The sequence below is a fragment of the Prevotella sp. P5-92 genome, from assembly GCF_002251245.1.
GTDB lineage: Bacteria > Bacteroidota > Bacteroidia > Bacteroidales > Bacteroidaceae > Prevotella.
Genome location: NZ_NPJG01000042.1, coordinates 199,773 through 225,105 on the forward strand (window position 1 = coordinate 199,773; position 25,333 = coordinate 225,105).

Genomic DNA, 25,333 nt, shown 5'->3' on the forward strand with positions numbered 1-25,333 from the left:
CGAAAAAAATAAAAGTTTAAAAACATCTGTCACTGTCACCCGTAATAGTTACTCTCTTGGTTATTAATTAGTTAACATTTCCTACTGGTGACAGACGTTCTGAAAAAGGGGCTAAGGCCGCATCTAAAAGTGGCAAAAAGCATTAAATACTTGCCCAAAAAACATGGCTTTTTTATTCAAAACGCCCTAAATCTTCGCCATAAGTGACAATTTCGGTTGTTAAAAACACAAAAACGCCTTCTTTCAGGGAAAAAGGTTGCGCCTTTGCAGTATCTAACGACAGCCTTTGGAACAACTGTACCACAGTTAGTGACACGACTGTTCCATAACTATGGAACGACCGTGACACTAACTATGGAACAGTCGTGACACTAACCATCTATTAATCGCCTACAACCTAAGGGATAATGTCTCGACAACTACCGAAGAATCTTCCATGTGCTATCGGGTGACAGACAAGAACATCTGTCACCTATCTGTCACCAGGTTAAACCCCTGTATATTAGAAATATACAAGCTAAAGGTGACAGATGACAGATAAACTAAACATTTATACGTGTGTATAGTGACGAACGTGTTTGTCGTGTGCGTAATAATATCTGACAAAACTTGGTCTTAGCGTTCGTTTATCTTTACAAAATTTTCTCGAAAATTAAAGCCGTATTAAGGAATTGATACAATCGTATTTCTAAAAGTGTAAAAATTACACATTTTTAGCATTTTACATCAAAATATCATTAATCATCAAGTTTAGCATCAAAATATCACGTTTTTCGCAAAATAGTATTGAAAAAAAACAAAATAATATTACTTGTTTTGCAGAAAAAGCTATATCTTTGCAAAGTCAAAGCGAACGAAAATACTTAAAAGTGTTAAAACGTAAGATACAACTAATAACAATAAATAAAATTAGCTAACAATATGACAAAAAACAGTACATAGCAGGAAATAGCATCTGGCAGTCTGTCCTGTAGTCAGGAAGACAGCTACCGTTGACTCCATGTCGGGGTCACACCTTATTTAATTATAGAAGAAAACCTAATAAAGAGATTTTCCTCATGTTTGCCGGCCAACCCCCGGCTAACCGAATTAAAAACCTCAAAGAAAAAAGTACTTCAAGTATGGATTTGAATTTTAAGAAATCAGTGATGCTGATGGGCGTATGCTCGGTGCTCGGAGCTGTTCCGACACAGGCCTATGCCGACGCCGCCAACTCACCGTTGGCAGCCATCCAGCAGACAAAGAAAGTGCAGGGTACCGTAAGTGACGACATGGGTCCGGTAATAGGAGCCACGGTCATGGTAAAGGGTGCCGGCGCAAGTAACGGAACGCTTACCGATTTCGACGGTAACTTCTCAATCAATGCCAAGCCAGGCCAGACTCTTATAATCACCTATATCGGTTATAAGACTCAGGAAGTGGTAGTGCCACAGAGCGGCGTCGTGACAGTGAAACTCGTAAGCAACAGCCAGGAACTCGAGGAAGTGGTGGTTGTAGGTTACGGTGTGCAGAAGAAGAAGCTCGTCACTGGTGCCACAGTGGAAGTGAAGGGCGAGAACATTCAGAAACTTAACACAACCCAGGCTCTCGGCGCATTGCAGAGCCAGACTCCTGGTGTGAATATTCAGGCCTCATCTGGTCAGCCAGGTGACGGATTCAAGGTTACCATCCGTGGTGCCGGTACCAACGGCAACACAGCACCTCTTTACGTTATTGACGGTGTGTCGGGTGGTGACATCAACAATATCAACCCTGCCGACATCGAGCGTATCGACGTGCTGAAGGATGCCGCCTCTTGTGCCATCTACGGTTCGGCTGCTGCCAACGGTGTTATCCTCGTTACCACAAAGCAGGGTAAGGCTGGTAAGGTACAGGTTTCTTACGACGGTTATATGGGATGGTCAAACATCTATCGCCTGCCGCAGATGCTTACCGCTGGAGAATATATGAAGGTGATGGACCTCGCCAAGTACAACTCTGGTGAGACTCCTTATAACTGGGCAGACTATTTCCAGGGCAACGAGCAGCTCCTCGCCGACTATCAGAGTGGAGCTAACCCCGGTACCAACTGGGTTGAGGCTCTGCGCAACAAGAACGCCGTTACTACCAGCCACTCTCTGAACATTACCGGTGGTTCCGACCTCTCGAAGTTCTCAATGGGTCTTGGCTATCAGTATCAGGATGGTGTATTCGGTGGCGACTATGCAAAGTCTGACTTCCGCCGCTTCACACTGCGTCTGAACTCTGAGCACGTTATCCTGCGTAACTCCAAGGGTATGGATGTAATCAAGGTGGGTGAGAACCTCTACTATGGTCACCGCCAGCAGCAGGGTCTTGACAATGGTGGCCAGTATAGCAACCAGCTCTCTACCATGCTCCGTGCCAACCCGCTTATACCTATTTATAATAATGATGGCGATTTCTTCGGTTATGACGACCTGAAGAGCTCAGGTTTCTTCAACTATACCTCTTACGCTACCAACCCGCTTGCATCTTTGGTAAAGAACCAGAGTGCAAACAACAAGAGCGTAAATCACAACCTCGATGTTGTGGGCTATGTTGAAATCCAGCCTATCAAGGGTCTTATCTATCGTGGACAGGTGAGCTACAAGCAGAACACATGGTCATGGCGTAACTTCCTTGGAACATATCACCTCAACGACCAGGGTGACCAGCGCACCAACGAGTCTGCCACCAACCAGATTGGTACAGGTTGGAGCTGGGGAACAACAAATACCCTGAACTATAAGTTCGACATTGCCAAGGACAACCACTTCGACGTGCTCGTTGGTACCGAGTATGGCGAGAGCCGTCCTGACTTCGGATTCCAACTCAGCGCAACTGCTACAAGCGCTATCATTTCCGACTTCGACCATGCTTACATGACACTGATGAAGAACAACACATCAGCCACTGTATCTGGTCTGCCAAGCACCGACTCACGCGGTATGTCATACTTCGGACGTCTGAACTATGACTTCGCCGAGAAGTATATGTTCTCCGCTATCATCCGTGCCGACGGTTCTTCAATGTTCGCTCCTGGCAAGCGTTGGGGTTACTTCCCCTCATTCTCTGCCGGTTGGGTTATCAGCAACGAGAAATTTATGGAATCTCTTGCCGGAACTCTCGACTTCTTGAAACTGCGCGCCGGTTGGGGACAGAATGGTAACAAGAACATCTCTGCATTCCAGTATGAGGCAGCATTCGCTTACGATGCATACAGCAACTACTCTTTCGGCAACACCAAGGACACTCCTGTACGTGGTGCTTCTCTCTCACGTCTTGCTAATGCCGACCTTACTTGGGAGACATCAGAGCAGCTGAACATCGGTATTGACGCACGTTTCTTCGGTGGCAAGCTGAGCTTCAACGCCGATTGGTATAAGAAGAAGACCAAGGACCTGCTCGTGGCTGTTCCTGTATCACCTACAACAGGTTTCTCTTCTCAGCTGAAGAATGCCGGTACTGTTGAGAACACCGGTGTCGAGGTTGCCCTCAACTGGCAGGACCAGATTGGCAAGGACTTCAAGTACAACATCGGTTATAACATCGCATACAACAAGAACGAGGTAACAGAGGTTAACTCTCCACAGAAATACAACAACGGTGGTAGCGACCTGCTCGCACAGGGCACTGGCTACATGGCACGCTTCGAGGAAGGACACCCAATCGGTTACTTCTGGGGCTACAAGACCGACGGTGTTATCCAGAACGCAGAGGATCTCGCTGCTTACACAGCTACTCTGAAGGACGGTGATCCCGCAAACTCTCACCAGGGTTCAAGCCTTAAGGTGGGCGACCTGAAGTTCGTTGATGTTAATGGTGATGGTGTTGTTAATGACGACGACAAGACCGACCTCGGCAATCCTACACCAGACGTGACAATGGGTATCACCCTCGGTGCAAGCTACAAGGGCTTCGACATTAACGTGACTGGTTACGCAGCACTCGGTCAGCAGGTAGCTCGTTCTTATCGTAAGTTCACCGACGGTGAATACGAGAACTTCACATCTGAAGTATATTCTTACTGGAATGGCGAGGGCACAAGCAACAGATATCCTCAGCTTGCCAAGATGAACTCTGGTGTAAACTGGCAGTCAATCTCTGACATATATATCGAGAATGCCGACTACTTCCGTCTGCAGAACCTCACCTTGGGCTACGACTTCAAGACCATTTGGAAAAATTGCCCATTCCAGCAGCTTCGCCTCTACGTGGCAGCACAGAACCTCTTCACCATCACAGGCTATAAGGGTATGGATCCAGAAAACGGTAAGTCTATCGCCTCTGAGTCTTGGGTAACTGGTGTTGACGTAGGTAACTATCCACAGCCACGCACATACATGGTAGGTGTAAACGTTAAATTCTAATTATTAAAAATTGAACGTACAATGAAAAAGATATTTTATATAGCAACAGCCCTTTGCACAATGGGACTTGCATCTTGCGACATCGACAATGTGGAGAACATTGGTGAAATGTCATCCAGCCAGTTCCCTAAGACTGATGCCGACGCAGAGGCTGTACTTGCAGGTGTATATCAGAACCTGAACGAAATACATGCCAATCCTCAGATGTCGTTCCTCTACAATGCTTGTCTGGCCTCTGACGACCAACTTGGTGGTGGCGGTACCAACGACAAACTGATGCAGGCTGAGGACTTGCTCATGAACTATAACGCCGACATGACCAACCAGTTCTATGCCGACCGTTTCAAGGGTATCTCACGCGCCAACACTCTTCTCGAAGTGCTCGAAGGTTCAGAAGGCATGTCTGAGGACGTTAAGAACCAGGCCATCGGTGAGGCTAAGTTCCTCCGCGCCTATTATTACTATGAACTTGCCTCAATGTACGGCAACGTACCTTTGGTAAGAAATGCTGCCGAGGCCGACAACAAGCAGGGCGACGTAAAGGTGCTCTGGGGACAGATTCTCCAGGATCTCCGTGATGCAGCGTCATCAATGCCTGCAGAGAATAGTCTCAACTCATCTCGCGTAGGACATGTTGACAAATACACCGCAGAGGCTATGCTCGGACGTGCATGGTTGTTCTACACTGGTATGTACTGCAACGGTACTACCGTGGCTGACATGGTTAGCACAACCTACAATCCTCTTACATCAGTAGAGCTTCCTGACGGAACTACTCTGACAAAGCAGGATGTTATCGGATATATCGACGACTGTGTTAACAATTCCGGCTACTCTCTCGTAGATGACTTCCGTAACCTTTGGGCTTACACCAACAAGAAGACCATCAACGACTATCCTTACGTTTCTGGTAAGGGACTTGCTTGGGTGGAAAACGACAATGGCATTAACCCGGAGTCTATGTTCGCCATCAAGTTTAACAAGCAGGCTTCTTGGAACACCACTATTGGATACTCTAACGGCTATGCTCTTCACTTCGGTGTTCGTGGCGGTCAGGACATAAAAAATACATTCCCGTTCGGTCAGGGATGGGGTGCTGGTCCTGTTGCTCCAAACCTCGTGAAAGACTGGAAGGTTGCCGAGCCTAACGACATTCGTTTGAAGGCTACCATCTGCGACGTTAACGATACTGAGGAAATGCCAAACTACGGACGTGGCGGTTGGGCTGACTTCGTGCAGGAGACCGACTATTATGCAAAGAAGTGGTCGCCTATCGCATGCAAGAACGATGGTACAATCCCTGGTTCTGACGGCAACCCCGCTCCTGAATATGCATTCTGCTTCGAGACATGTATGTATGGTATGACTGGCGGTCAGCAGGGTGGTTATGGTAACAACTTCCAGCTCGACAACATCCACGACCAGGTTCTTATCCGCTTCGCTGACGTACTGCTTATGCAGTCGGAGTTGAAGGAAGACGTGACTGGTATCAACAAGGTGCGCGCACGTGCCGGACTTGACCCAATCGCAGCCTATTCACTCAAGGCTCTCCAGGACGAGCGTCGTTGGGAGTTTGCTTGCGAAGGTATTCGTTGGAATGACATCCGCCGTTGGCACATTGCCTCTGTAGCTCTTGACAAGCAGGAAGGCCAGGACATCTACTACTGTGGTTCGCCTGCAAAGAACGAGGCAGCAAGCCACAACGGAGGTTACTCTACACGTTACAAGGCAACTGCCGGATTCCAAAAGATGCCTGACACTCAGGTGGCACTCGGTACTGTTGTACAGAACGAGGGCTGGACAGCTGCTGACTCTGAATACGGCGGCTGGTAATAACAAATGTATAACCATTTAAAAATTGGAAAAACAATGAAAAAATCAATTATATTCATGATGGCTGCCGTTGGCTTGCTCACAGCTTGCGACCCCTCAAAGGACGACATCAGCATGCCAAGCAGCAGCTTGTCGGAGCAGCAGCTTTCTGACGGTTTCTCATTCAAACAGTATGACGAAACCTACACTCAGGAGAAAGAAGATGGAAACTACTTCACCTTCACGACATCTCCGTCACGAGTTGTTCGCATCTATCAGAAGGATGCAGATGGAGTAGAGAATGTTCTCGTTTCCGGTGTTGCCAACGGCAAGTTTAAGATTGTTCCGAAGCGTGGCAATCCCAACGAACAGACTTTCTATGTAGAAACAATGAACTTCGACGGTTCAAAGGTTATTACAGAAAAGACATGTAATGTATTTGTACCATCGGAGTTGACACCCGAAATGCGTGTCCTCGCTTCTGACGCTTATGGATTTAAGGTTTGGGAGTGGGATACTGAGTTCCGTGCAGATGGTGCAGTATGGGGTAACCTCGGTTATGCTCCTGGTGAGGATTGGACTAGTGGAATCTGGTGGGGTTCTGACCCTGCAGGTCTTCTGACTCAGTTGCAACATTCAGATACTGGTGTTGCTACAGGCGAAGAGGCTGCTGGTGCATATATGGAGTTCTATGATGATGGTACCATAAAGACCTACGATGCCGGTGGCAACCAGATTCGTAGCGGTAAATACTCTGTAGAGGGTTACACAGGCGAGAAGAACGTACCTTCAATTGATGGTTCTATTGCAAACTGGTCTTATGGTACTCTGAAGACTACAGAAGGTGCAATTCTCTTCCCATTCCAGATTAATGGTGGCGGAACCAAGCCTACAGAATTCGAAATTGTCAAACTTGATGCAAGCCATCTCCAGCTTATATATGCAGCTCCTGGCACAGCCGGTTGGGGCGAGGCCACATGGTGGGCATTCAAGAGTTCTTCTGACGCAGAGTGTGCTCTCACCGACTTTGGCACTAAAGCTTGGACTTGGGATACAGAACTCCATGATGGTTGGGTATGGGGTAACCTCGGATATGCTCCTGGTGAAGACTGGACAAGCGGTATCTGGTGGGGTGCTACTCCTGAGGAGCTCACTGGCCAGCTCCAGCACTCTGACACTGGCGTTGCTACAGGCGAGGAAAGTGCAGACGCTTACATGACATTCGACTGGAAGACCGGTACCGTTAAGTCTTACGATGGTTCCGGCAAGGAAATCCGCAGTGGTAAGTTCGAGATTAAGAACTGGCAGATGGGTAAGCGCACCCAGGCTTCTATTGATGGTTCACAGTCAACATGGGCATACGGAACTCTCGTAACAGACGCAGGTTCAATCCTCTTCCCATTCCAGATTAATGGTGGTGGAACCAAGCCTACAGAATTCGAAATTCTTAAGGCTACCGACAATCAGCTGCAGCTCATCTACGCAGCTCCTGGCACAGGCGGTTGGGGTGAAGCCACATGGTGGGCATTCAAGAAGAAGTAATTGACATTTAGTTAATAGTACACATTAATCCCCGTATAGAGCCTCAAACTCCTATACGGGGATTTTTCATGTAAAACATTTGGAGGTTACTGACTATAAAAGGTATGCGTGGTGCCCAATGCATACTTGGCATACCTAATAACAATGTCCGCCACCGACGCCGATGCAGAGAAGCAATAAGAACATGCTTTAGCAAAGAATGGGACAATAATAAATCGGCAACAGAAATTGCTGAGGAACTTCGCAGTTCAAGGAGTTTCACGGATAGAATAACCGAATGGTAAAACTATGAAAGGTGTATTGCTTGATACATTATTAATATAAAAAAGGAAAAATGTTTGGTGGTTAAAAAAATAATTCGTAAATTTGCCGCGTGTTTTATAGAAATGTATAATATGAATACAATTACGATAGATTCAGATATATACCAGCATGTTGCAAATTATGCTGCCAAAAGGAGTGTGAGTGTCAAAAGCATTGTTGAAACATTCATACTTAGTCTTGATGATAAATATGATAGAGATGACACCGTGGTTGAAAAGCACACCTCAAAAGTGTTACCTTTTGATAAATTGAGACCAGAACTACAGAAAATTCTCAAGTTGTCAGCTCCATTGAAAGGAACTGTGCCAGAATGGGATTTGAATGGCGATATTGCAAGAAATGACGCTCTGAAATAATACTTATGGACTCAAAAAATATATTTATTGACACAAACATATTAATAGACCCCTTGTGTCATAGAGAACACTCTGCAGAAGCTGCTACAGTAATTTTGCATTCTCTACTATTCCAGTAATGAATTGTGCGGTGTTTCTTGATTCATATCAAGTTGTAGGGTAAGAGGTATTGAAATCGTAATTATGCAGCAGTTTAAAAGAAAAAGAATTAATATGAAGAAAATATTGTTTGCTTGTGTCATCACACTGATGACCTTAGCATTAGGCGGATGTAAATCCGAAAAGAGGATTGTAAATGGCAAATGCCACATCATGGGCACTATAAACCCTAAGTTCAACGGAAAGAAAATCTTTCTCGTACCGATGACCAGACCGGCAACCATTGAGACTGTTGACTCGATGGTGGTGGCAGATGGAAAGTTTGAGTTTACTGCCGATACTTGCGACTTGAGAGTGATACGAGTTGACTATCATTTCCGCATTGGCGTGCAGGACCTGCTTGTCGTGACTGAGCCGGGCGACCTTGTAGTGAATATAGACAGCATCAGCTCTTGCAAGGGCACGCCACAGAACGACTCGCTGCAGGCATGGAAAGAACACACAGAGAGATTCAACATGGAATGTCAACCATTCATGATTGACGGGCGCAATGCCGAGAAGAAGGGCGACATTACCACTGCCGAGGCAATGAAAGCCAAGCTCGACAGCTTACGCCGCGACTACCGCCGGGCTTCGAATGCCTTGGGCGAGAGCATGAAGGGCACAAGCCTTGGCGACTTCCTGCTCAAGCAGTTTCCAAAGACATACAAGAAGAAAATGCCTGACGGAAGCATTGAGGAAGTTCCATTTTTTTAATCAGTGATGAGGAATTATTTAAGGGCGACAACCTCAATATTATTCGGTATCGCAATATTCTTGTTCTGGCTCTTGGGCTATCCCGAGGCAATGAACTATCCCTTTTCTATAGCTCCTGGGCAAAAGATGCGGAGACATATCTCGGCGATGAGGCCCATATAAAAAATCATCCTCTTTGGGGCAAGATGAGAAGCTACCGATATAAGGAGCGTATGTTTTATAACTATGCAGAGAAGCACAAGATGCTCGGATTGCTCTTTATGAACAATACAGACAATCGTCTCGCCCTCTCTTATTTTATGGGTCAGCTGCTGCTCGACGGCGAGTTACAGATGTTTATGGGATAGATGTCGTGGGTTCAGCTGTATGGCGGCTATACAAGTATGCCTTACGGATATGCCGATGCCTGTCAGGCCATACAGCAACAAGGCAACGTGCCAGGGTCGGCATACCCTTTCCTCCTTCCGCAGCGTAATCCGAGAAAGTATGATCTCGACAACTTCGACTCTTTTAACTGTCCTGACTTTACGAAGACAAAAGTGGATTTCGATATCCGTACGGCTCGTGAACGCATTGAGTCGGGCAAGAGAGAGAAGGTGAGAATAAGATAGTAGAATATAAATAAGGTGTAAGACAATGAAAACAGTTGCGTTGAAACAGTATATCAGCAGTGCCATGATATGGAAGTGTGTGCTCCCGATAGTATTGGGGCTTTCCGTATTCGTATATTGGCGCTATAGCTATCCCTCGATGATGGCATATCAAGAGCAGTTCCAGCTGTTCCTCTTCGACAGCCATTATCTCGCGGAACGTGTGGGCTTGCCAGGTGGAGTAGTCACTTATGTGGCAGAGTTTCTCACGCAGTTTTATAACACCCCGTTTTTTGGAGCCTTGGTCATCAGCCTACTGATGGTCGGCGCACAACAACTCTCGTGGCTGTTGATGTGTGCCAACAAAAGAGAAGGCGCAGGTGTGGCGGCCTATATACTCAGTTTCATGCCGTCGTTGGTATTGTGGCGTATGATGAGCGACGAGAGTCTGTTGCTTGCCTATGTTGTGTCGTTTGTTGTTGTGCAGGCTGCAATGTCTTTCGCACCAAAGAAAAAGATGCCCTTGATAGTATATGCCATATTTGCCATTCCCTTTTTCTATTGGTTGGCGGGGCCGATGGCCGTCATGCTTGCCGTGTATATAGGATTGCAATTGTTGAGGGCAAGCGATAGGCATCTTGAGGGCATATCCTTCGTTGTCCTTTCGGTCGTGTATGTCATCCTTTGCATTGTGCTTAGTGCCTATCTCTTGCCATATCCGACGGTAAGGCTTTTTACGGGGATTTTCTATTATCGTTCTATCGAGGTGCCAATGCTTGTGATGTGTGTCGTACCCATGTTGCTCCTCCTACTTACTATTGTGGCCGCCATTCCTATGAAGGCAAAGGCGGCAACAGTGATAGCCGTCGCCGCTGTGGCTATAGCCGCCTTTATGCTAAAGGGAGCAATGGACGAACAGAAATACGAACTGATGGACTACGACTGTCTCGTGCGTCAACAACGCTGGGCAGACATAGTGGCGAAGGCGGAGAAAAAGAGTCCGAACCTGCCGATGAGTGTATGTGCCACCAATATTGCCTTAGCCATGACCGGACAGCTCGGCGACCGCTGCTTCGACTTCTTCCAACATGGTACAGAAGGACTGTTGCCCGAGTTTGAACGTAACTTTAACACCATCCTTGTTACTGGCGATACGTTTTTCATGCTTGGACTAATCAATACCGCCCAACGCTTTGCCTTTGAGGCGATGGAGGCTATACCAAACTACAATAAAAACAGCAGGGTGATAAAACGTCTTGCCGAGACCAATCTTATCAACGGACAGTATAAGGTTGCGGAAAAATATCTTATGATGTTACAAAAGACCATATTCTACAAGAAGTGGGCAGACAAGCGCATGGAGATGATACACAACCCCAAATTGATAGACGCCCATCCTATGTATGGCTATCTACGCAGAGTAAGACTGAAAGACGACTTGCTCTTCAGCGACAAGGAGATGGACAAGTTCTGTGGACAACTCGTGATGCACAACAAGGAAAATGTCGTAGCCATACAATATCTGCTTATGTACCCGCTGCTCAATAAAGACCTGAATACGTTTATGCAGTATTATGGCTATGTGCAGTCGGTGGCAAAGTATAACTCCCGCGCATGCGATGAAGCTGTCGCCCTGGCCTATGCACAGCAAGGCAAGTTGACACAAGCACAGATAGAGAGATATAAGAATTCGTCGGTGTGGAGGTATTTTTTGAAATAAATAAAACGAAGACATGAGACATATTTATAGCATATTATTGTCGGTGACGATGCTGCTGACGGCATGTACCGAAGCGGTTGACAATGCGGTGGAAGTGAACAAGCTGCCGGCTATCTTTCCCGACTATTGTGGAGTGACTATCCCAGCCAACATCGCGCCAATGAACTTTAACGTCACAGACAACGTGGACAAGGTTGACGTGACCGTAAAGGGAAGCAAAGAAGGCATGATACACCATCAAGGCGACTATGCCGACTTTGATATCGACGAGTGGCATGACCTCGTAGGCAGAAACAAGGGAGGAATGCTGACATTCTCTGTCTGCACAAAAAAAGACGGCCGATGGTGTAGGTATAAGGATTTCACAATGGAGGTCAGCCAGTATGAGATGACTGACTACGGACTTACCTATAGGCGTATTGCGCCAGGGTATGAAGTGTATAGCAAGATGGGGCTCTATGAGCGCCGCATAGACAATTTTGACGAACGACCTCTGATAGAGAACACCCAAGTGCCGGGAATGTGTGTCAACTGCCATACGTCTTGCAAGACAAATCCCGATAACTATGTGTTTCATATCCGTGGCGACCATGGAGGCACTCTGTTTAAGACGGGCGACAAGACAGAGATCTTGAAGGCGAAGAACGACTCCATAAAAGGCTCGATGGTGTATCCCTATTGGCACCCAACAGGAAAGTATTGCGCCTTCTCCACCAACCAGACTCGCCAGGGCTTTCATGTGGTGAAGGACGAGAGGGTGGAAGTGTTTGATCTCTCCTCGGATGTCTTTGTCTATGATGTGGAGAGGCATGAACTCATCCTCGATACGCTTCTTTCCACAAAACTGTATTCGGAAAACTCACCGGTGTTCTCCGCTGACGGGCGTTCACTCTACTATCTCACATGTCTGCAACAAGACTACCCGTTGCATTTTAAAGAAGAGAAATACAATCTTTGCCGCATAGACTTCGACCCTAATACCGGTAGATACGGCAATAAGGTCGATACGATCTACAATGCTGTGCGGGAAGGAAAGACTGTCACCTGGCCACGCCCCTCATATGATGGCAGATACCTCATGTTCACCAAGATGGACTATGGCTATTTCTCCATTTGGCACAAGGAAAGCGACCTGTATCTACTCGACTTAAAGACCTTGAAGGCATGGCCTCTTGATAATGCCAACAGCAACGATGCGGACAGCTTCCATAACTGGAGCATCGGCTCGCACTGGTTTGTGTTTACCAGCCGACGTGTAGATGGGCTGTACTCCCATCTCTATCTGTCGTGTATCGACGATCGAGGGAAAGCGACGAAGGCATTCCTATTGCCCCAGAAGAATCCGCTTGACTATTATTCATCGTCCCTTTACTCCTTCAACACGCCCGACTTCATCTCAGGACCAGTGGAGATAGACAGTAGGGAAGTGGGAGCTAATATCTTGTCAGGCCAACGAGTGGAAACGAAAATAAGATAAGCGCATGAAACAGCAAGTAAAATATTCATGGCTTTCATATTTGGTTGTGGTGTGCTTTGCGCTACAAATATGGGCATTCTTTCAGTTCAATTACTCTTATACCTTTTATTATAAGGAGCAGAACCAACTGTTTTTGCTTACGTCAGACTACGTGATGTCATACTCCTCCCGTCCTGCATGGGCAGCCTGTCTGGTTGGAGATTTCCTGACTCAGCTATTCTTCTATATGTATGCAGGAGCGGCCGTCTTCGCCCTTCTGGTGCTTGCGCTGGGTGCTTCTACTTGCTTCACGATGAAGAAGTTGGGGTACAACAGATGGGTCGCCTTGCTTCTGACAGTCGGCGTGATGGGATATGCGGCATCGTGCAATTTTGACCCGCAATACCTCATGTCTTCGATGCTCTGCTTGCAAGGCGGTGTGCTTATGGCACTTATCTACACAATGGTGTCAGGGTTGTCGCCATTTTCAAGAAGTGTCTCCCTCTTTGTCCTGGGAGTATTGGCGTTGTGGATGTTTAATTGGGGAGTGGTAGTATTCCTGTTGATGGTGTTGACGGGAGAGGCCATCTCGGCATATTTGTCAAGAAAGGTAAGGCGCGTGTCAGGACCGCTTATTGTAGCAGTCATGCTGATTGCCGTCTATCTGAAGTCAGACATCTTTTATCCCGTAAATCCCGACACATGCCGTACCTACCCGGGATTAGGGAAACCCATAATGCCGCGCTCTGACCTTGAGGATTATCTTGAAGCCGACAACCTGTATTACTTTGGCAGGTATGACGAACTGATAGAGAAGGTGAGCAAGATGGATAATCCTTCACGGGAGGTGTCGTTCTTCTATTATCTTGCAAAGGCAAGACGAGGAGAACTGCCGTATTCAATAAACAGCGTCAAGCCCGTCAATCTCGGCACTCTCTATAACATTGGCCCTGAGTCTTCGACGGTAGAGATAAAGATGGTAGCGGAATTGTACTTCGCACTTGGCGACATGACGATGGCTGAACGAGAGGCTCTGCTGTCGTGTGTCTTCTCGCGCGACAACCGCAATGTGCGTATGATAAAACGTCTGGCGGAAGTCAATCTTGTAGCAGGCGATGATGAAGCGGCAATGAAATATCTGCGTATCCTCGACAACACTCTCGCTTATAGCAGATGGTCGAAGGCAAACAGACCGGGACATTTCAGCCCACGGCTAAGGAGTATGCAACAGTATATGGTTAAGGATGACACCATTCGTGTAAGCACTAACTGTCGTGATATCTTGACAACGCTTCTGAAGGCTAATCCGAGAAATCGCATGGCGCTCGACTATCTGTTATGTACGGATTATCTGGTCGGGGCACGTGACATGTTTGTTGATGATATGCAGCAATATTACATCCCTTATTACGGGAATCCCGTGGTGCCAATGTATCGAGAATTGTATAAAGCGAAGGACAGAAAATGAAAAGAAAGTTTTTTTATATATTGGCGGCAGTGATGCTTTTTGCTGCTTGCGACAATAGGGTAGAGGTGGCTGCAGATATGGATGCCCCTATCTATCCTGACTATGCCAACGTCACCATACCGGTAAACATAGCACCTCTCAACTTTGTTATACGTAATGATAAGGCAAGGGATGTTCGCGTGTTTGTAGATGGGGAACTGATGGTGGAGAGTAGAGGCGACGAGGTGGCGTTCGATGATGACGCTTGGAAGGAAATGCTATCAAAAAAAGTTGGTAAGACCATCGAGGTCAACGTCCATGTGGGACAAGAGAAGGAGTGGGTCGAATACAGACCATTCACGTGGACCGTCGTTCCTGATAGTTTAGACCCCTATCTCACCTACCGCATGATAGAACCCGACTATGAGGTGTATAGCAACCTGCAATTGCAAGAGCGTTGTGTGGAAAACTTTGAGACAAGGAACTTCTGCGACTATGAGAGGGTGGGGAATAGATGTATGAATTGTCACACTTATAGCCAGCAAGACTCGCGCCTAAGTATGTTTTATGTAAGGGGAAAGGGAGGCGGCGCTGTGCTCAACCGCGATGGCAATTTGTCGATTCTTGACATAAAGACCGATAGCATGCCCTCAGGGAGTGTATATTTCTCGTTTCATCCTGACGGGCGTCATATAGTCTTCTCAGCAAACAAGATCATTCCAGCTTTCCATTCCTCAGGCAGTAAGCGCTTGGAAGTGTTTGACACAAAGTCTGATGTGTATGTGGCTGACATTGTTGACGGCCGCGTGAAAAGTTGCAAGGAGCTGTCAGACTCGATGTGGCTTGAGACATTCCCTACCTTCTCGCCTGACGGGAAAGAGATATACTTCTGTACTGCACGAAGCCCATTTGTTGCAGGAGAAGAGAACCTGGATCCGGAGACGGCTGTCAAGAGTCTTCAATATAAGCTTTGCAAAATCAGTTTTGATGTCTCAGGAGAGACATTCGGTTCAGCCGTTGACACTCTTCTCGAAGCAGGGACAAGCGTGTGTCATCCGCGTGTGTCGCCCGATGGGAAACGCCTGCTTTATTCTGTTCAAGACTATGGCACTTTCCCTATCTGGCACCGTGAGGCCGACCTTCGGATGATAGATCTCAAGACGCTAAAGGTTGACAGCCTTTCGACGGTGAACAGTCCACGAAGCGATACTTATCACAGCTGGAGCAGCAACAGCCGCTGGTTTGTCTTTGCCAGCAAACGTGACGACGGATTGTACGGCAAACCATATTTCTGTTACGTTGACCGAGAAGGCAAAGCCCACAAACCATTTGTACTCCCTCAGTCAAATCCCCGTTTTTATGACAACAGTCTGAAGTCGTTTAATGCTCCGGAATTGGGCCGCGGTAAGTTGCCGTTTACAGCTGCTGATGTACGCAGGCTACTAAGAGACGCCCAGCCCAGGAAGTTCTCGGGGAAAGAGAAGAATTAGGACTTTGCTATGAATATATCTCGCGAAGCACGGATAACGACCGTAGCTCGGGAAAGTCAGGAAGATGAAGCCTATAATATAGAATAAGGATGTCAAGGAGGCGGTTGCGCTCGTTATGTGACATTTGAAAGAGTGTCATGGTGCGATAGTTCATTCTCGTCATGGTGTTGACAAGTGAAGCCTCGTCAGAGGCGAGATAATCCCTGTGAGGAGGTATGACGCTGACAAACGAACTGTTGCGCAAGTCGAAAAGGTCGCCCGCTGCATATCCCTCCAGATTTGGCATGAAACCAAGGAAAAGAGTCAAGCGTAAGAGAAAGACTATATGGAAGTTAGCATAATCGCCAGCAGCATAGTCGAGCCATCTTATGCTATCTTCAATGTAGTCGAAGAGGTGGGCGTTGGCTTGTTCGCCTTTAAGCGCATGGTAGAGAAACTCCGCTACAAAGAGGGCGATAGACAACTTGTGCTGCTCGAAAGGTATTGACGTCATCGGGAAAAATACCGTGGCCTCCTTGATCTTTTGCAACTGGGCGTTCTGACGTATGTCAACCTCTATGTCGAGCAAGGTCAGTGGTTGGAATAACATCTTGGTGAACTTGCCCTTCCTGCTGGAAGAAATAGTGACGGCTATGGCCATTCGCCCACTTTCGCGGGTAAAAAGGTCAACAATCAGACGGCTGTCTGAATACTTGAACGAATGTAGTACAATGGCCTTAGTTTTTACTAACATATATCGAATGAGAATTAGATATTTGCAGTGCAAAGATACAGAAAAACTAATTAAAACAGGATTTAAATGGCCAAAAAGTACAAAAAACATAAAATTATTGCATTTTTTACTGAAAATATTTGTGAGATTGAAATAAAAGCAGTAACTTTGCACCCGCAAATCGATAATGGTCCCTTCGTCTATCGGTTAGGACGAGAGATTTTCATTCTCTAAAGAGGAGTTCGACTCTCCTAGGGACTACTAAATAAAAAAGATAATTAAAAAGATGGCAAATCACAAATCATCAATCAAGAGAATCCGCCAGGACAAGAAAAAGGCGCTGCATAACAAGTATTATGCAAAGACAATGCGCAACGCTGTTCGCAAGTTGCGCGCTCTCACAGACAAGGAAGAAGCTGTGAAGTTGTATCCTAGTGTACAGAAGATGCTGGACAAGCTTTCAAAGACCAACATCATACACAAGAACAAGGCTGCTAATATCAAGTCAAGCCTTGCCCTTCATATCAATAAGCTGGGATAATTATTAAATTACCGCATACATGCAGGTTGTGTCTTAATAGGATGCAACCTGTTTTTGTTTTTTATACATTTTTTACCTTTAAATATTTCTCTATCTCATAAATTTTGTGTAACTTTGCGCTGTGAAATTTGACTGTAAAAGAAATGGCAGAAGATATAACTAAAGAAAGTAATTATTCCGCGAGTAATATACAGGTACTCGAGGGACTTGAGGCCGTCAGAAAACGACCGGCAATGTATATAGGAGACATAAGCGAAAAAGGTCTTCATCATCTTGTCAATGAGACTGTCGATAACTCTATCGACGAGGCTATGGCAGGATACTGTACGCATATAGAAGTCACTATAAACGAAGATGAATCAATAACCGTACAGGACAATGGACGTGGTATTCCCGTGGATGAGCACGAGAAACTGCATAAGTCGGCTCTTGAAGTCGTGATGACAGTGCTGCACGCTGGTGGAAAGTTCGACAAGGGTTCGTACAAGGTCAGCGGTGGATTGCATGGTGTGGGTGTAAGTTGCGTTAACGCCCTTTCTACCCGAATGTTGTCTCAAGTCTTCAGGGACGGGAAGATATATCAGCAGGAATATGAGAAGGGTAAGCCTCTCTATCCGGTGAAGGTGGTAGGTACTACCGGCTTGCGTGGTACAAGACAGCAGTTCTGGCCAGACCCTACCGTGTTTACCACAACAACATACAAGTATGACATCATTGCAAAGCGTATGAGGGAACTGGCATATCTGAATGCTGGCATCACCATAACGCTCACCGACATGCGTCCTGACGAGGAAGGTAAGGTGCGTCAGGAGGTGTTCCATGCAAAAGACGGACTGAAGGAATTTGTGCGTTATGTAGATCGTCATCGCACGCATCTGTTTGACGATGTCATCTATCTGAAGACAGAGAAACAGGGCATTCCTATCGAGGTGGCAGTGATGTATAATACCGACTATTCGGAGAATATTCACTCTTATGTCAATAACATTAACACCATTGAGGGTGGTACACATCTCGTGGGCTTCCGTATGGCTCTCACCCGTACTCTGAAAAAGTATGCAGACTCAGATCCTGCCATTTCAAAACAAATTGAGAAGGCAAAGATTGAGATTGCCGGTGAGGACTTCCGTGAGGGACTGACCGCCGTTATCTCTATAAAGGTGGCTGAGCCACAGTTTGAGGGACAAACAAAGACAAAACTCGGAAACTCTGAGGTTACAGGTGCTGTACAGCAGGCTGTAGGCGAGGCTTTGACATACTACTTGGAGGAACATCCAAAAGAGGCAAAGCAGATTTGCGATAAGGTGATTTTGGCCGCTACAGCACGTATCGCCGCACGCAAGGCCCGCGAGAGCGTACAGCGAAAGAACCCCATGACAGGTGGCGGACTGCCAGGCAAGCTCGCTGACTGTTCAAACAAAGACCCGAAAGCATGTGAGATATTCCTTGTCGAGGGTGATTCTGCCGGTGGATCGGCAAAGCAGGGTCGCGACCGTTATACACAGGCCATACTTCCCCTAAGAGGAAAAATCCTCAACGTGGAGAAGGTGATGTGGCATAAGGTGTTTGAGAGTGAGTCTGTTATGAACATCATACAGAGTATTGGCGTTCGCTTTGGAGTAGAAGGCGAGGGAGACAAAGAGGCAAATATCGACAAGCTGCGCTACGACAAGATTATCATCATGACCGACGCCGACGTCGATGGCTCACACATCGACACACTCATCATGACACTCTTCTACCGCTTCATGCCAAAGGTGATACAAGAGGGACATCTGTATATCGCAACTCCTCCATTGTACTTGTGTACATATAAGAACAAGGCAAAGGAATACTGCTATACCGAACAGCAGCGGCAGGCTTTCCTCGATAAATGGAGTAACGGTATAGATGACGGAAAGACCATTCACACCCAGCGTTATAAGGGTCTTGGTGAAATGAACCCCGAACAGCTTTGGGAGACCACCATGAACCCGCAGACACGTCTGCTTAAGCAGGTGACCATAGAGAATGCTGCTGAGGCTGACGAGATATTCTCCATGTTGATGGGTGATGACGTGGAACCACGTCGCGAGTTTATCGAAAAGAACGCCACTTACGCAAATATCGATGCTTAGTAACTCTTAATATGTTGTCCCGAATATTCGAAAGAACGAACATTCGGGACAATTTTTTCCATACAAACCATAACAACTATTACTTTTATAAACAATGAAAAATAATGTATTGCTGATTCTATTGCTTCTTGCTACTGCCGCAAAAGCCCAAACACTTCCGTTAAAATTATGGTATGATCGTCCAGCACAATATTTCGAGGAGTCGTTGCCGATAGGAAATGGCAAGATGGGCGCACTCGTTTATGGCGGAGCTGATGTGAATACAATATATCTGAATGATATCACACTGTGGACAGGCGAACCTATTGACATCAACGAGGATGCAGGAGTCCATAAGTGGATACCAGAGATAAGGAAGGCCTTGTTTAATGAGGACTATGCTCTCGCCGATTCTCTACAACTGCATGTTCAGGGACATAACTCACGTTTATATCAGCCTCTGCTGACTATGAATATTGAAGACAATGACGCGATGTATGACCATAATCTCGATAAGACTGTCACAGACTATTATCGTGAACTCGATATTAACAATGCGATATGCCGCGACAGATATACAAGACGAGGTGTGACCTACGAACGAGAGTATTTCGCTTCTAATCCAGACAAGGTGATAGCCATAAGACTAAAGGCAAATGTCAAGGGAATGCTCAATGTAAAGGTTAGTCTGACGGGACAAGTGCCACACCACTCGAAAGCCTCTGATAATCAGGTCACCGTCATAGGACATGCTACTGGCGATGAGCTACATTCAATACACTTCTGCTCTATCTTGAAGGCTTTGTCAGATGAGGGAGTGATCCATGCCTCAGATTCTACGATCACCATTTCTGGTGCTACTACGGCAACATTATTTTTCGTTAATGAGACGAGCTTTAGCGGCAGCGACAAGCATCCGGTAAGCCAAGGAGCTGACTATCTTGCAAATGCTGCAGACGACGCATGGCATCTTGTCAATTTCTCCTACGACGCGTTGCGCAATAGGCACATCTCCGATTATGTCGAATTATTCGGACGATTTCGTTTGCGATTAGGTAAGCCTGTGTTTGACAACAAGCGTCCTACAAATCAACAATTATTAGAATACACTGACAACAAGGGCGGTAATCCATATCTTGAAACCCTTTACGCACAATATGGAAGATACCTGTTGATCAGTTGCTCACGTACAAAGGGCGTCCCTGCCAACCTCCAAGGACTGTGGACACCTCATCTGTATTCGCCGTGGAGAGGAAATTACACAGTAAACATCAATTTAGAGGAGAACTACTGGCCGGCATGTCCGTCAAACCTTCCGGAAATGACAATGCCGCTCGACGACTTCATTGCCTCGTTAGCGGCTAACGGCAAGCATACAGCAAGGAATTATTATGGTATTGAACGTGGATGGTGTTCAAGTCACAATAGTGATATATGGGCTATGACCAATCCTGTGGGAGAGAAAAACGAGAAGCCGGAATGGGCAAACTGGAATATGGGAGGCGCATGGCTTGTCAATGCCTTATGGGACAAGTATCAATACACTATGGATATTGACTACCTGAAGACTACAGCATATCCTCTGATGAAAGGCGCTGCTGAATTTTGTCTTGCCTGGCTCGTGGAAAATCCGAATAATCCACAAGAGCTGATAACTGCTCCTTCAACATCGCCTGAGAATGAGTATAAGACCGACAAGGGTTATCACGGAATGACATGTTATGGCGGTACAGCCGATCTTGCCATAATACGCGAACTGTTTAAGAATACGATAGAAGCGGCTAAACTGCTTGGACAGGACGATGCCTTGCGTAAGGAAATGGAGGAGGCAATGGCACGGTTGCATCCATACACCATAGGCAAACGCGGCAACATACAAGAGTGGTATCACGACTGGGACGACTGGGATTGGCAGCATCGTCATCAGTCACACCTGATAGGTCTCTATCCAGGCACTCACATCACTTCGTGTCAGCCCGACCTGATGGCAGCTTGCCAGAAGTCGCTTGAGATAAAGGGAGACAATACCACAGGATGGAGCACGGGATGGCGTATCAACCTCTGGGCCCGATTAGGCAAGGCCGACCAGGCATACCATATATATCAGAAACTCCTGACATACGTATCACCAGATGGCTATGAGGGCGAGGACCGTCGCCGCTCGGGTGGCACATATCCAAACTTGTTTGATGCTCATCCGCCATTCCAGATTGACGGAAACTTCGGTGGAACAGCTGGCGTCTGTGAGATGTTGTTACAAAGTGATGGCACCACTATTGACCTGCTTCCCGCACTGCCTGAACAGTGGAATGAGGGTAGCGTATCAGGCATTTGTGCAAGAGGAGGCTATACAGTCAGCATGACATGGTCAGAAGGTAAGGTCGTTACTCTGACTCTGAAAGCTGTGAATGATGGTAAGGTAACTATTCGGTTCAACGGTAAGGAGACGACGATAAAGGTCAAGGCGGGACAGGTATCACGCATATTATGATAAGGCTTCTGTTTTCGCTTCTCTTCCTTATCTGCTGTCCGGCTGTAATGAGTGCGGGTGGTTGGTGTCGTCAATGGATAAGTGCAGATTCCGTTGGCGACAGTCAACTGTGGTTTCTTCGTACCTTAATCTTGCCGTCACAGCCAGTAGAAGCTCGTCTTGAGGCAATTAGTGGCGGTCGTGTGTGCATATATGTCAATGGATATAATGCCACGACCGACATACTTGCCCCTTATAAGCAAGGTGACAAGGTGTTGAAAAGCATTGGCTGCGACATCTTGCCTTATATTACAGATGACACATGTAGGATAGCCGTGTGGTATTCTCCTTTTTTGAGAGAGATAAAGAGTAAGCATCTGTCGTTGACCGTCTGGTGTAGATATCCAGATGGTCAACGACAGTCTTATGTGTCTGACAGTAATTGGTCGTGGGTGATGGCTCCTGCTGAGACAAACGGGAATGACGAGTGCTTTAATTCGTTGGCGATGTATGATAAATGGAATATCGATGAGCTTCCAGCTCCGATGTTGTTGCCAGTCAGGGTGTCGTCAGGATCATATTACGAACCGTCTGAGCCATATACGCCACAATACATCCGTCATATATATTCCTGTAAGAAGATATCAGCCACACCTACGTCGCTTACCTATTTGTCTCCTTCCCCGTTCTGCGGATGGGTGCGTGTCACCTTGCGGGGAATGAAACGCGGAGCGACGCTGTCTGTTAATGGATTTGACTATATTTGCAATGGTGACATTGACGAACAGGCTTGCCGACGTTTTACCATATCGCCAGTTGCGACCGACCATATTGAGATAAGATGTTCTTCGGGAATAACTGCTGACAATGTGATGAGTGTTGAGGCTATCGACATCGACTAACGACCCATATTTATTCTGACACCGAAGTTCAGGCTAAAGCTCCAAGGCTTGTCTTTGTAAATGTTCTCTACGTCAGAGTGATTGTCGAAATAATGGTTTATTCCCGGCTCAAGAAACAGTCCCAACGTCTTGTTCACGTTATATTCTGCACCAGCTGCCGCTTGTAGCGACCATTGGAGACGGCTCTCTTCTATCTTGGTCTTGTCGTCATTGAATGTTTGTTCGCCCTTGACAAGCTTCTCCATGGTACCTCCTGCCGACACATATAGCGTCAGATGTTTGTTGCTCCAGACGTTATATCCTGCCGATAGTGGTATGCCAATATAATGCAGGCGCTGATCTCCATACCGTTTGTCATTTATGGATGTTGATGAGTGGAGGTAAGTATAGTTTACTCCAGTAGTGATGCTCCAGCGGTCGTTGATGTTATAGCGGACGCTGAGACCTGCACGAATGGGTATGTCGTGTTCATAATCGAGACCAGGTTGCTCGTTAGTCGTGTAGTTAATGAGAGGATAGGCGAGTCCTGCCATTTGCATCTCTCCGTTGCCATACGCAGGGGCGTAGCTTATGGTATGCGACTTAATGAACGCCATGTCGCCGTTGACCGTATTGTTTGTTGCCAGCAGTCCTTGTGCGTGAAGCTCTGCTGCAAAGCCACTCGAGCGTTTCTTTGTCTTGGCATACTGCTGCTGGTTGTCGAATGATGTCGCAAGGAGATCGAATGACTGTTTCTCCTTCGCCTTTTGTAGTGTCTCCCTCTGCTCGGCTCTCAGTCGTGTCTTACCCTTTTCAGCTATCTGTTGTGTCTCCCTCTTTTCAGCTATCTGCCGCGTGACAGCCTTGCTATCCTCTCTCTCCTCGTAAATGTCTTTAGTCTCAATGTTTTGGGAAAGAGCAGCTGCTGTCGCCGACACATACGTCGGAGTAGGTGTGGCTGCATAAGTCGAGGCGTTTACTTTTGCAATATGCTCAAAGCTTGACGATGCCTCGTGCTTCAGGCTCTCCTTTGCTGATAGTGTGGATGACTTGTCTCCGTCGATATTCTTACTTCTCGATGCCATCATCGTGGATGGTGTCGGCGACGTCTCGCTGTCGTTCATGAAAGCAAGTTTGCCGCCACCTACGACGAGTAAGGCGATAGACGCGGCAATGGCAATCCTGCGGGTCCATAACTGTACGGTGGTAGTCTTGCTTGCTGTCTGTCGTGCTTCAAGAGCCTTGTCAATGTCCAACCACGACAGCTCAACAGCCGGTTTTTGCAAGCCGTCAATCTTGTCTTGAATCTGTTTTCTCCACTTTTCTGTCATGATTGTATTCTGTTTTTTTCTTTTTTATATTTGTTTATTTCCCGCGCCAGTATGTTTTTTGCACGATGTAGCTGCGATGCTGACGAATCTGCCTTGATACCGAGGATATCTGCGATCTCTTTGTGGCTTTTCCCCTCTATGGCGTAGAGGTTAAATACCGTTCTGTATCCTTCTGGCAGAAGGCTGATCATCTTGTGGATGACTTCTGCCGGAATATCGCCTATGTCGGGTTCATCGTTGGCGTCCGATGTATGAGCTATTGAATTGATGTCATCGTCGGTGAAGGTCTCGTCAAAGCGTTGTCTTGATTTAATAAAGTTGAGAGCTTGGTTCACGACGATGCGTGTTGCCCAAGCTCTCAACGAGCCTTTTCCATGGTATGTAAAGTTGTCGATATGTTGTATGATGCTAATCATAGCATCCTGCATAACGTCTTTTACGTCGTCTTCGTCCGAGATGTATCTTGAACACACAGCTGTCAGTTGGCTGCCGAAAGAGGCATAGAAGGAGCGCATCGCACGGTTGTTGCCCTTGCGAATACCTTCTGCCATGTCTTTTTCGTCTGTGTGTCCGAAGATGTTCATTTAGTTGCTTCTTGGAATGTATTTGAAAGTCTGTGACTTCTCGCCTGTAAATGATTTCCACTTAATCTTGATGTTGCCTGGCACCCTGTCGGTGTCTATAGGCAGGTCGAGGAAGAATGCCACCATGCCGTCTCCAGTCTGACCTCCAGTCTGTCCTTGTGCATCGTGATGGAACACAAATGTGGGCATCCCGTCTTCGTCGGCAATGCGCACGAGGCTTACTCTGTGTCGGCTTCCAGGCAGCCAGTTGGTGCGGAACCTGATGTTCATATATCCGTCTTCTGCACTGGTCTCCCAGCTTTTAACGATTTCAACAGGGTCGTTGCCGTAAGCCATGTCGTTAGCTTCTGCTGATTCGAGAGCTGGTGCAAGAGGCTTGGTGAGCAGGGTGTCGATATGTGTGATTGTTATCGACGGCAACACGCATGTCAAGTTTGGCTCGGAATCATACTTGAAGTAGATATACGCTCTGTATTCCTTGTCGCCGTAGGGATATTTCTTGATATTTGAACATTGGGCGAACGAGGAGTCGGTCAATTGTATTAGCCAGCTGCCATTGTTTGACTGAGATGGCTTCAGGGTTACAATACCAACTGCAGTGTCTGGATCGATGCTGATATAATTGTCGTCGTCATCGTCAAGGCATGACTGCAGTGTGAATGCCGCAGACAGGAGTGCCACCATGGCATAGATAAATGTTCTTGTTCTTTTCATGTTTTTCTTTTTTTATTGTTTACGTCATATAAACAAAGTATT

The 25,333-nt window shown here is 46.7% G+C and carries 19 protein-coding genes and 1 tRNA gene; 16 read left to right on the top strand and 4 right to left on the bottom strand.

Annotation, left to right across the window (positions count from 1 at the left end; translation table 11 throughout):
* The first annotated feature begins 1,121 nt into the window (after positions 1 to 1,121).
* The 11 genes from CIK99_RS05050 to CIK99_RS05095 all read left to right on the top strand — a co-directional run bounded on the left by CIK99_RS05050 (position 1,122) and on the right by CIK99_RS05095 (position 15,962).
* The gene (locus CIK99_RS05050; protein WP_094380530.1) at positions 1,122 to 4,370 is read left to right on the top strand and encodes a TonB-dependent receptor; all 3,249 of its coding nucleotides are present in this window, start codon (positions 1,122 to 1,124) and stop codon (positions 4,368 to 4,370) included.
* A gap of 21 nt (positions 4,371 to 4,391) precedes the next feature.
* Positions 4,392 to 6,203, top strand: coding sequence for a RagB/SusD family nutrient uptake outer membrane protein (locus CIK99_RS05055; protein WP_094380411.1), 1,812 nt, complete (start codon positions 4,392 to 4,394; stop codon positions 6,201 to 6,203).
* 36 nt (positions 6,204 to 6,239) lie between these two features.
* Positions 6,240 to 7,724 carry a hypothetical protein gene (locus CIK99_RS05060; RefSeq protein WP_094380413.1) on the top strand — a complete coding sequence of 495 codons (1,485 nt, stop codon included), beginning with the start codon at positions 6,240 to 6,242 and terminating at the stop codon, positions 7,722 to 7,724.
* Between the two features lie 395 nt (positions 7,725 to 8,119).
* Entirely contained in the window at positions 8,120 to 8,404 is a 285-nt protein-coding gene (locus tag CIK99_RS05065) for a hypothetical protein (protein WP_144007904.1), read from the top strand.
* 213 nt (positions 8,405 to 8,617) lie between these two features.
* Positions 8,618 to 9,259 carry a DUF4369 domain-containing protein gene (locus tag CIK99_RS05070; protein WP_158215905.1) on the top strand — a complete coding sequence of 214 codons (642 nt, stop codon included), beginning with the start codon at positions 8,618 to 8,620 and terminating at the stop codon, positions 9,257 to 9,259.
* A gap of 65 nt (positions 9,260 to 9,324) precedes the next feature.
* Complete coding sequence (locus CIK99_RS15215) at positions 9,325 to 9,606, top strand: DUF6057 family protein (protein ID WP_256387387.1); 282 nt, start codon at positions 9,325 to 9,327, stop codon at positions 9,604 to 9,606.
* Entirely contained in the window at positions 9,607 to 9,870 is a 264-nt protein-coding gene (locus tag CIK99_RS05075; protein ID WP_094380419.1) for a hypothetical protein, read from the top strand. It abuts the gene before it with no gap.
* Between the two features lie 25 nt (positions 9,871 to 9,895).
* The gene (locus CIK99_RS05080) at positions 9,896 to 11,569 is read left to right on the top strand and encodes a DUF6057 family protein (protein ID WP_144007905.1); all 1,674 of its coding nucleotides are present in this window, start codon (positions 9,896 to 9,898) and stop codon (positions 11,567 to 11,569) included.
* Positions 11,570 to 11,582: 13 nt separating this feature from the next.
* The gene (locus tag CIK99_RS05085; protein WP_094380423.1) at positions 11,583 to 13,046 is read left to right on the top strand and encodes a PD40 domain-containing protein; all 1,464 of its coding nucleotides are present in this window, start codon (positions 11,583 to 11,585) and stop codon (positions 13,044 to 13,046) included.
* 4 nt (positions 13,047 to 13,050) lie between these two features.
* Positions 13,051 to 14,493, top strand: coding sequence for a DUF6057 family protein (locus CIK99_RS05090; RefSeq protein WP_144007906.1), 1,443 nt, complete (start codon positions 13,051 to 13,053; stop codon positions 14,491 to 14,493).
* Complete coding sequence (locus tag CIK99_RS05095) at positions 14,490 to 15,962, top strand: PD40 domain-containing protein (protein ID WP_094380427.1); 1,473 nt, start codon at positions 14,490 to 14,492, stop codon at positions 15,960 to 15,962. Before CIK99_RS05090 ends, CIK99_RS05095 begins: the two co-directional genes overlap by 4 nt.
* Before the next feature lie 7 nt (positions 15,963 to 15,969).
* Here CIK99_RS05095 and recO read toward each other — a convergent pair whose 3' ends face one another.
* Complete coding sequence (gene recO, locus CIK99_RS05100; protein ID WP_094380429.1) at positions 15,970 to 16,695, bottom strand: DNA repair protein RecO; 726 nt, start codon at positions 16,693 to 16,695, stop codon at positions 15,970 to 15,972.
* 168 nt (positions 16,696 to 16,863) lie between these two features.
* On the opposite strand from recO, the gene CIK99_RS15220 reads away from it, so the two are divergent.
* From CIK99_RS15220 to CIK99_RS05120, 5 genes are all read left to right on the top strand, one after another.
* Positions 16,864 to 16,935, top strand: a tRNA-Glu gene (locus tag CIK99_RS15220).
* A 25-nt stretch (positions 16,936 to 16,960) separates the two neighbouring features.
* Positions 16,961 to 17,215 carry a 30S ribosomal protein S20 gene (gene rpsT / locus CIK99_RS05105; protein WP_094380431.1) on the top strand — a complete coding sequence of 85 codons (255 nt, stop codon included), beginning with the start codon at positions 16,961 to 16,963 and terminating at the stop codon, positions 17,213 to 17,215.
* A gap of 143 nt (positions 17,216 to 17,358) precedes the next feature.
* The gene (gyrB, locus tag CIK99_RS05110; protein ID WP_094380433.1) at positions 17,359 to 19,332 is read left to right on the top strand and encodes a DNA topoisomerase (ATP-hydrolyzing) subunit B; all 1,974 of its coding nucleotides are present in this window, start codon (positions 17,359 to 17,361) and stop codon (positions 19,330 to 19,332) included.
* A gap of 94 nt (positions 19,333 to 19,426) precedes the next feature.
* The gene (locus CIK99_RS05115; RefSeq protein ID WP_094380435.1) at positions 19,427 to 21,802 is read left to right on the top strand and encodes a glycoside hydrolase N-terminal domain-containing protein; all 2,376 of its coding nucleotides are present in this window, start codon (positions 19,427 to 19,429) and stop codon (positions 21,800 to 21,802) included.
* Positions 21,799 to 22,683, top strand: a complete 885-nt coding sequence (locus CIK99_RS05120) for a hypothetical protein (RefSeq protein WP_144007907.1) — start codon at positions 21,799 to 21,801, stop codon at positions 22,681 to 22,683. Before CIK99_RS05115 ends, CIK99_RS05120 begins: the two co-directional genes overlap by 4 nt.
* Here CIK99_RS05120 and CIK99_RS05125 read toward each other — a convergent pair.
* The 3 genes from CIK99_RS05125 to CIK99_RS05135 are packed head-to-tail and all read right to left on the bottom strand — an operon-like array spanning position 22,680 to position 25,291.
* Positions 22,680 to 23,993, bottom strand: coding sequence for a porin family protein (locus CIK99_RS05125; protein ID WP_094380440.1), 1,314 nt, complete (start codon positions 23,991 to 23,993; stop codon positions 22,680 to 22,682). The two genes, CIK99_RS05120 and CIK99_RS05125, sit on opposite strands and share 4 nt — an antisense overlap.
* Positions 23,990 to 24,544 (bottom strand): RNA polymerase sigma factor, encoded by a 555-nt coding sequence (locus tag CIK99_RS05130; protein ID WP_254047728.1) that lies wholly within the window; start codon positions 24,542 to 24,544, stop codon positions 23,990 to 23,992. Before CIK99_RS05130 ends, CIK99_RS05125 begins: the two co-directional genes overlap by 4 nt.
* A 33-nt stretch (positions 24,545 to 24,577) precedes the next feature.
* On the bottom strand, positions 24,578 to 25,291 hold the full coding sequence (locus CIK99_RS05135) for a NigD-like C-terminal domain-containing protein (RefSeq protein ID WP_094380444.1): 714 nt from the start codon (positions 25,289 to 25,291) through the stop codon (positions 24,578 to 24,580).
* Positions 25,292 to 25,333 lie beyond the last annotated feature (42 nt).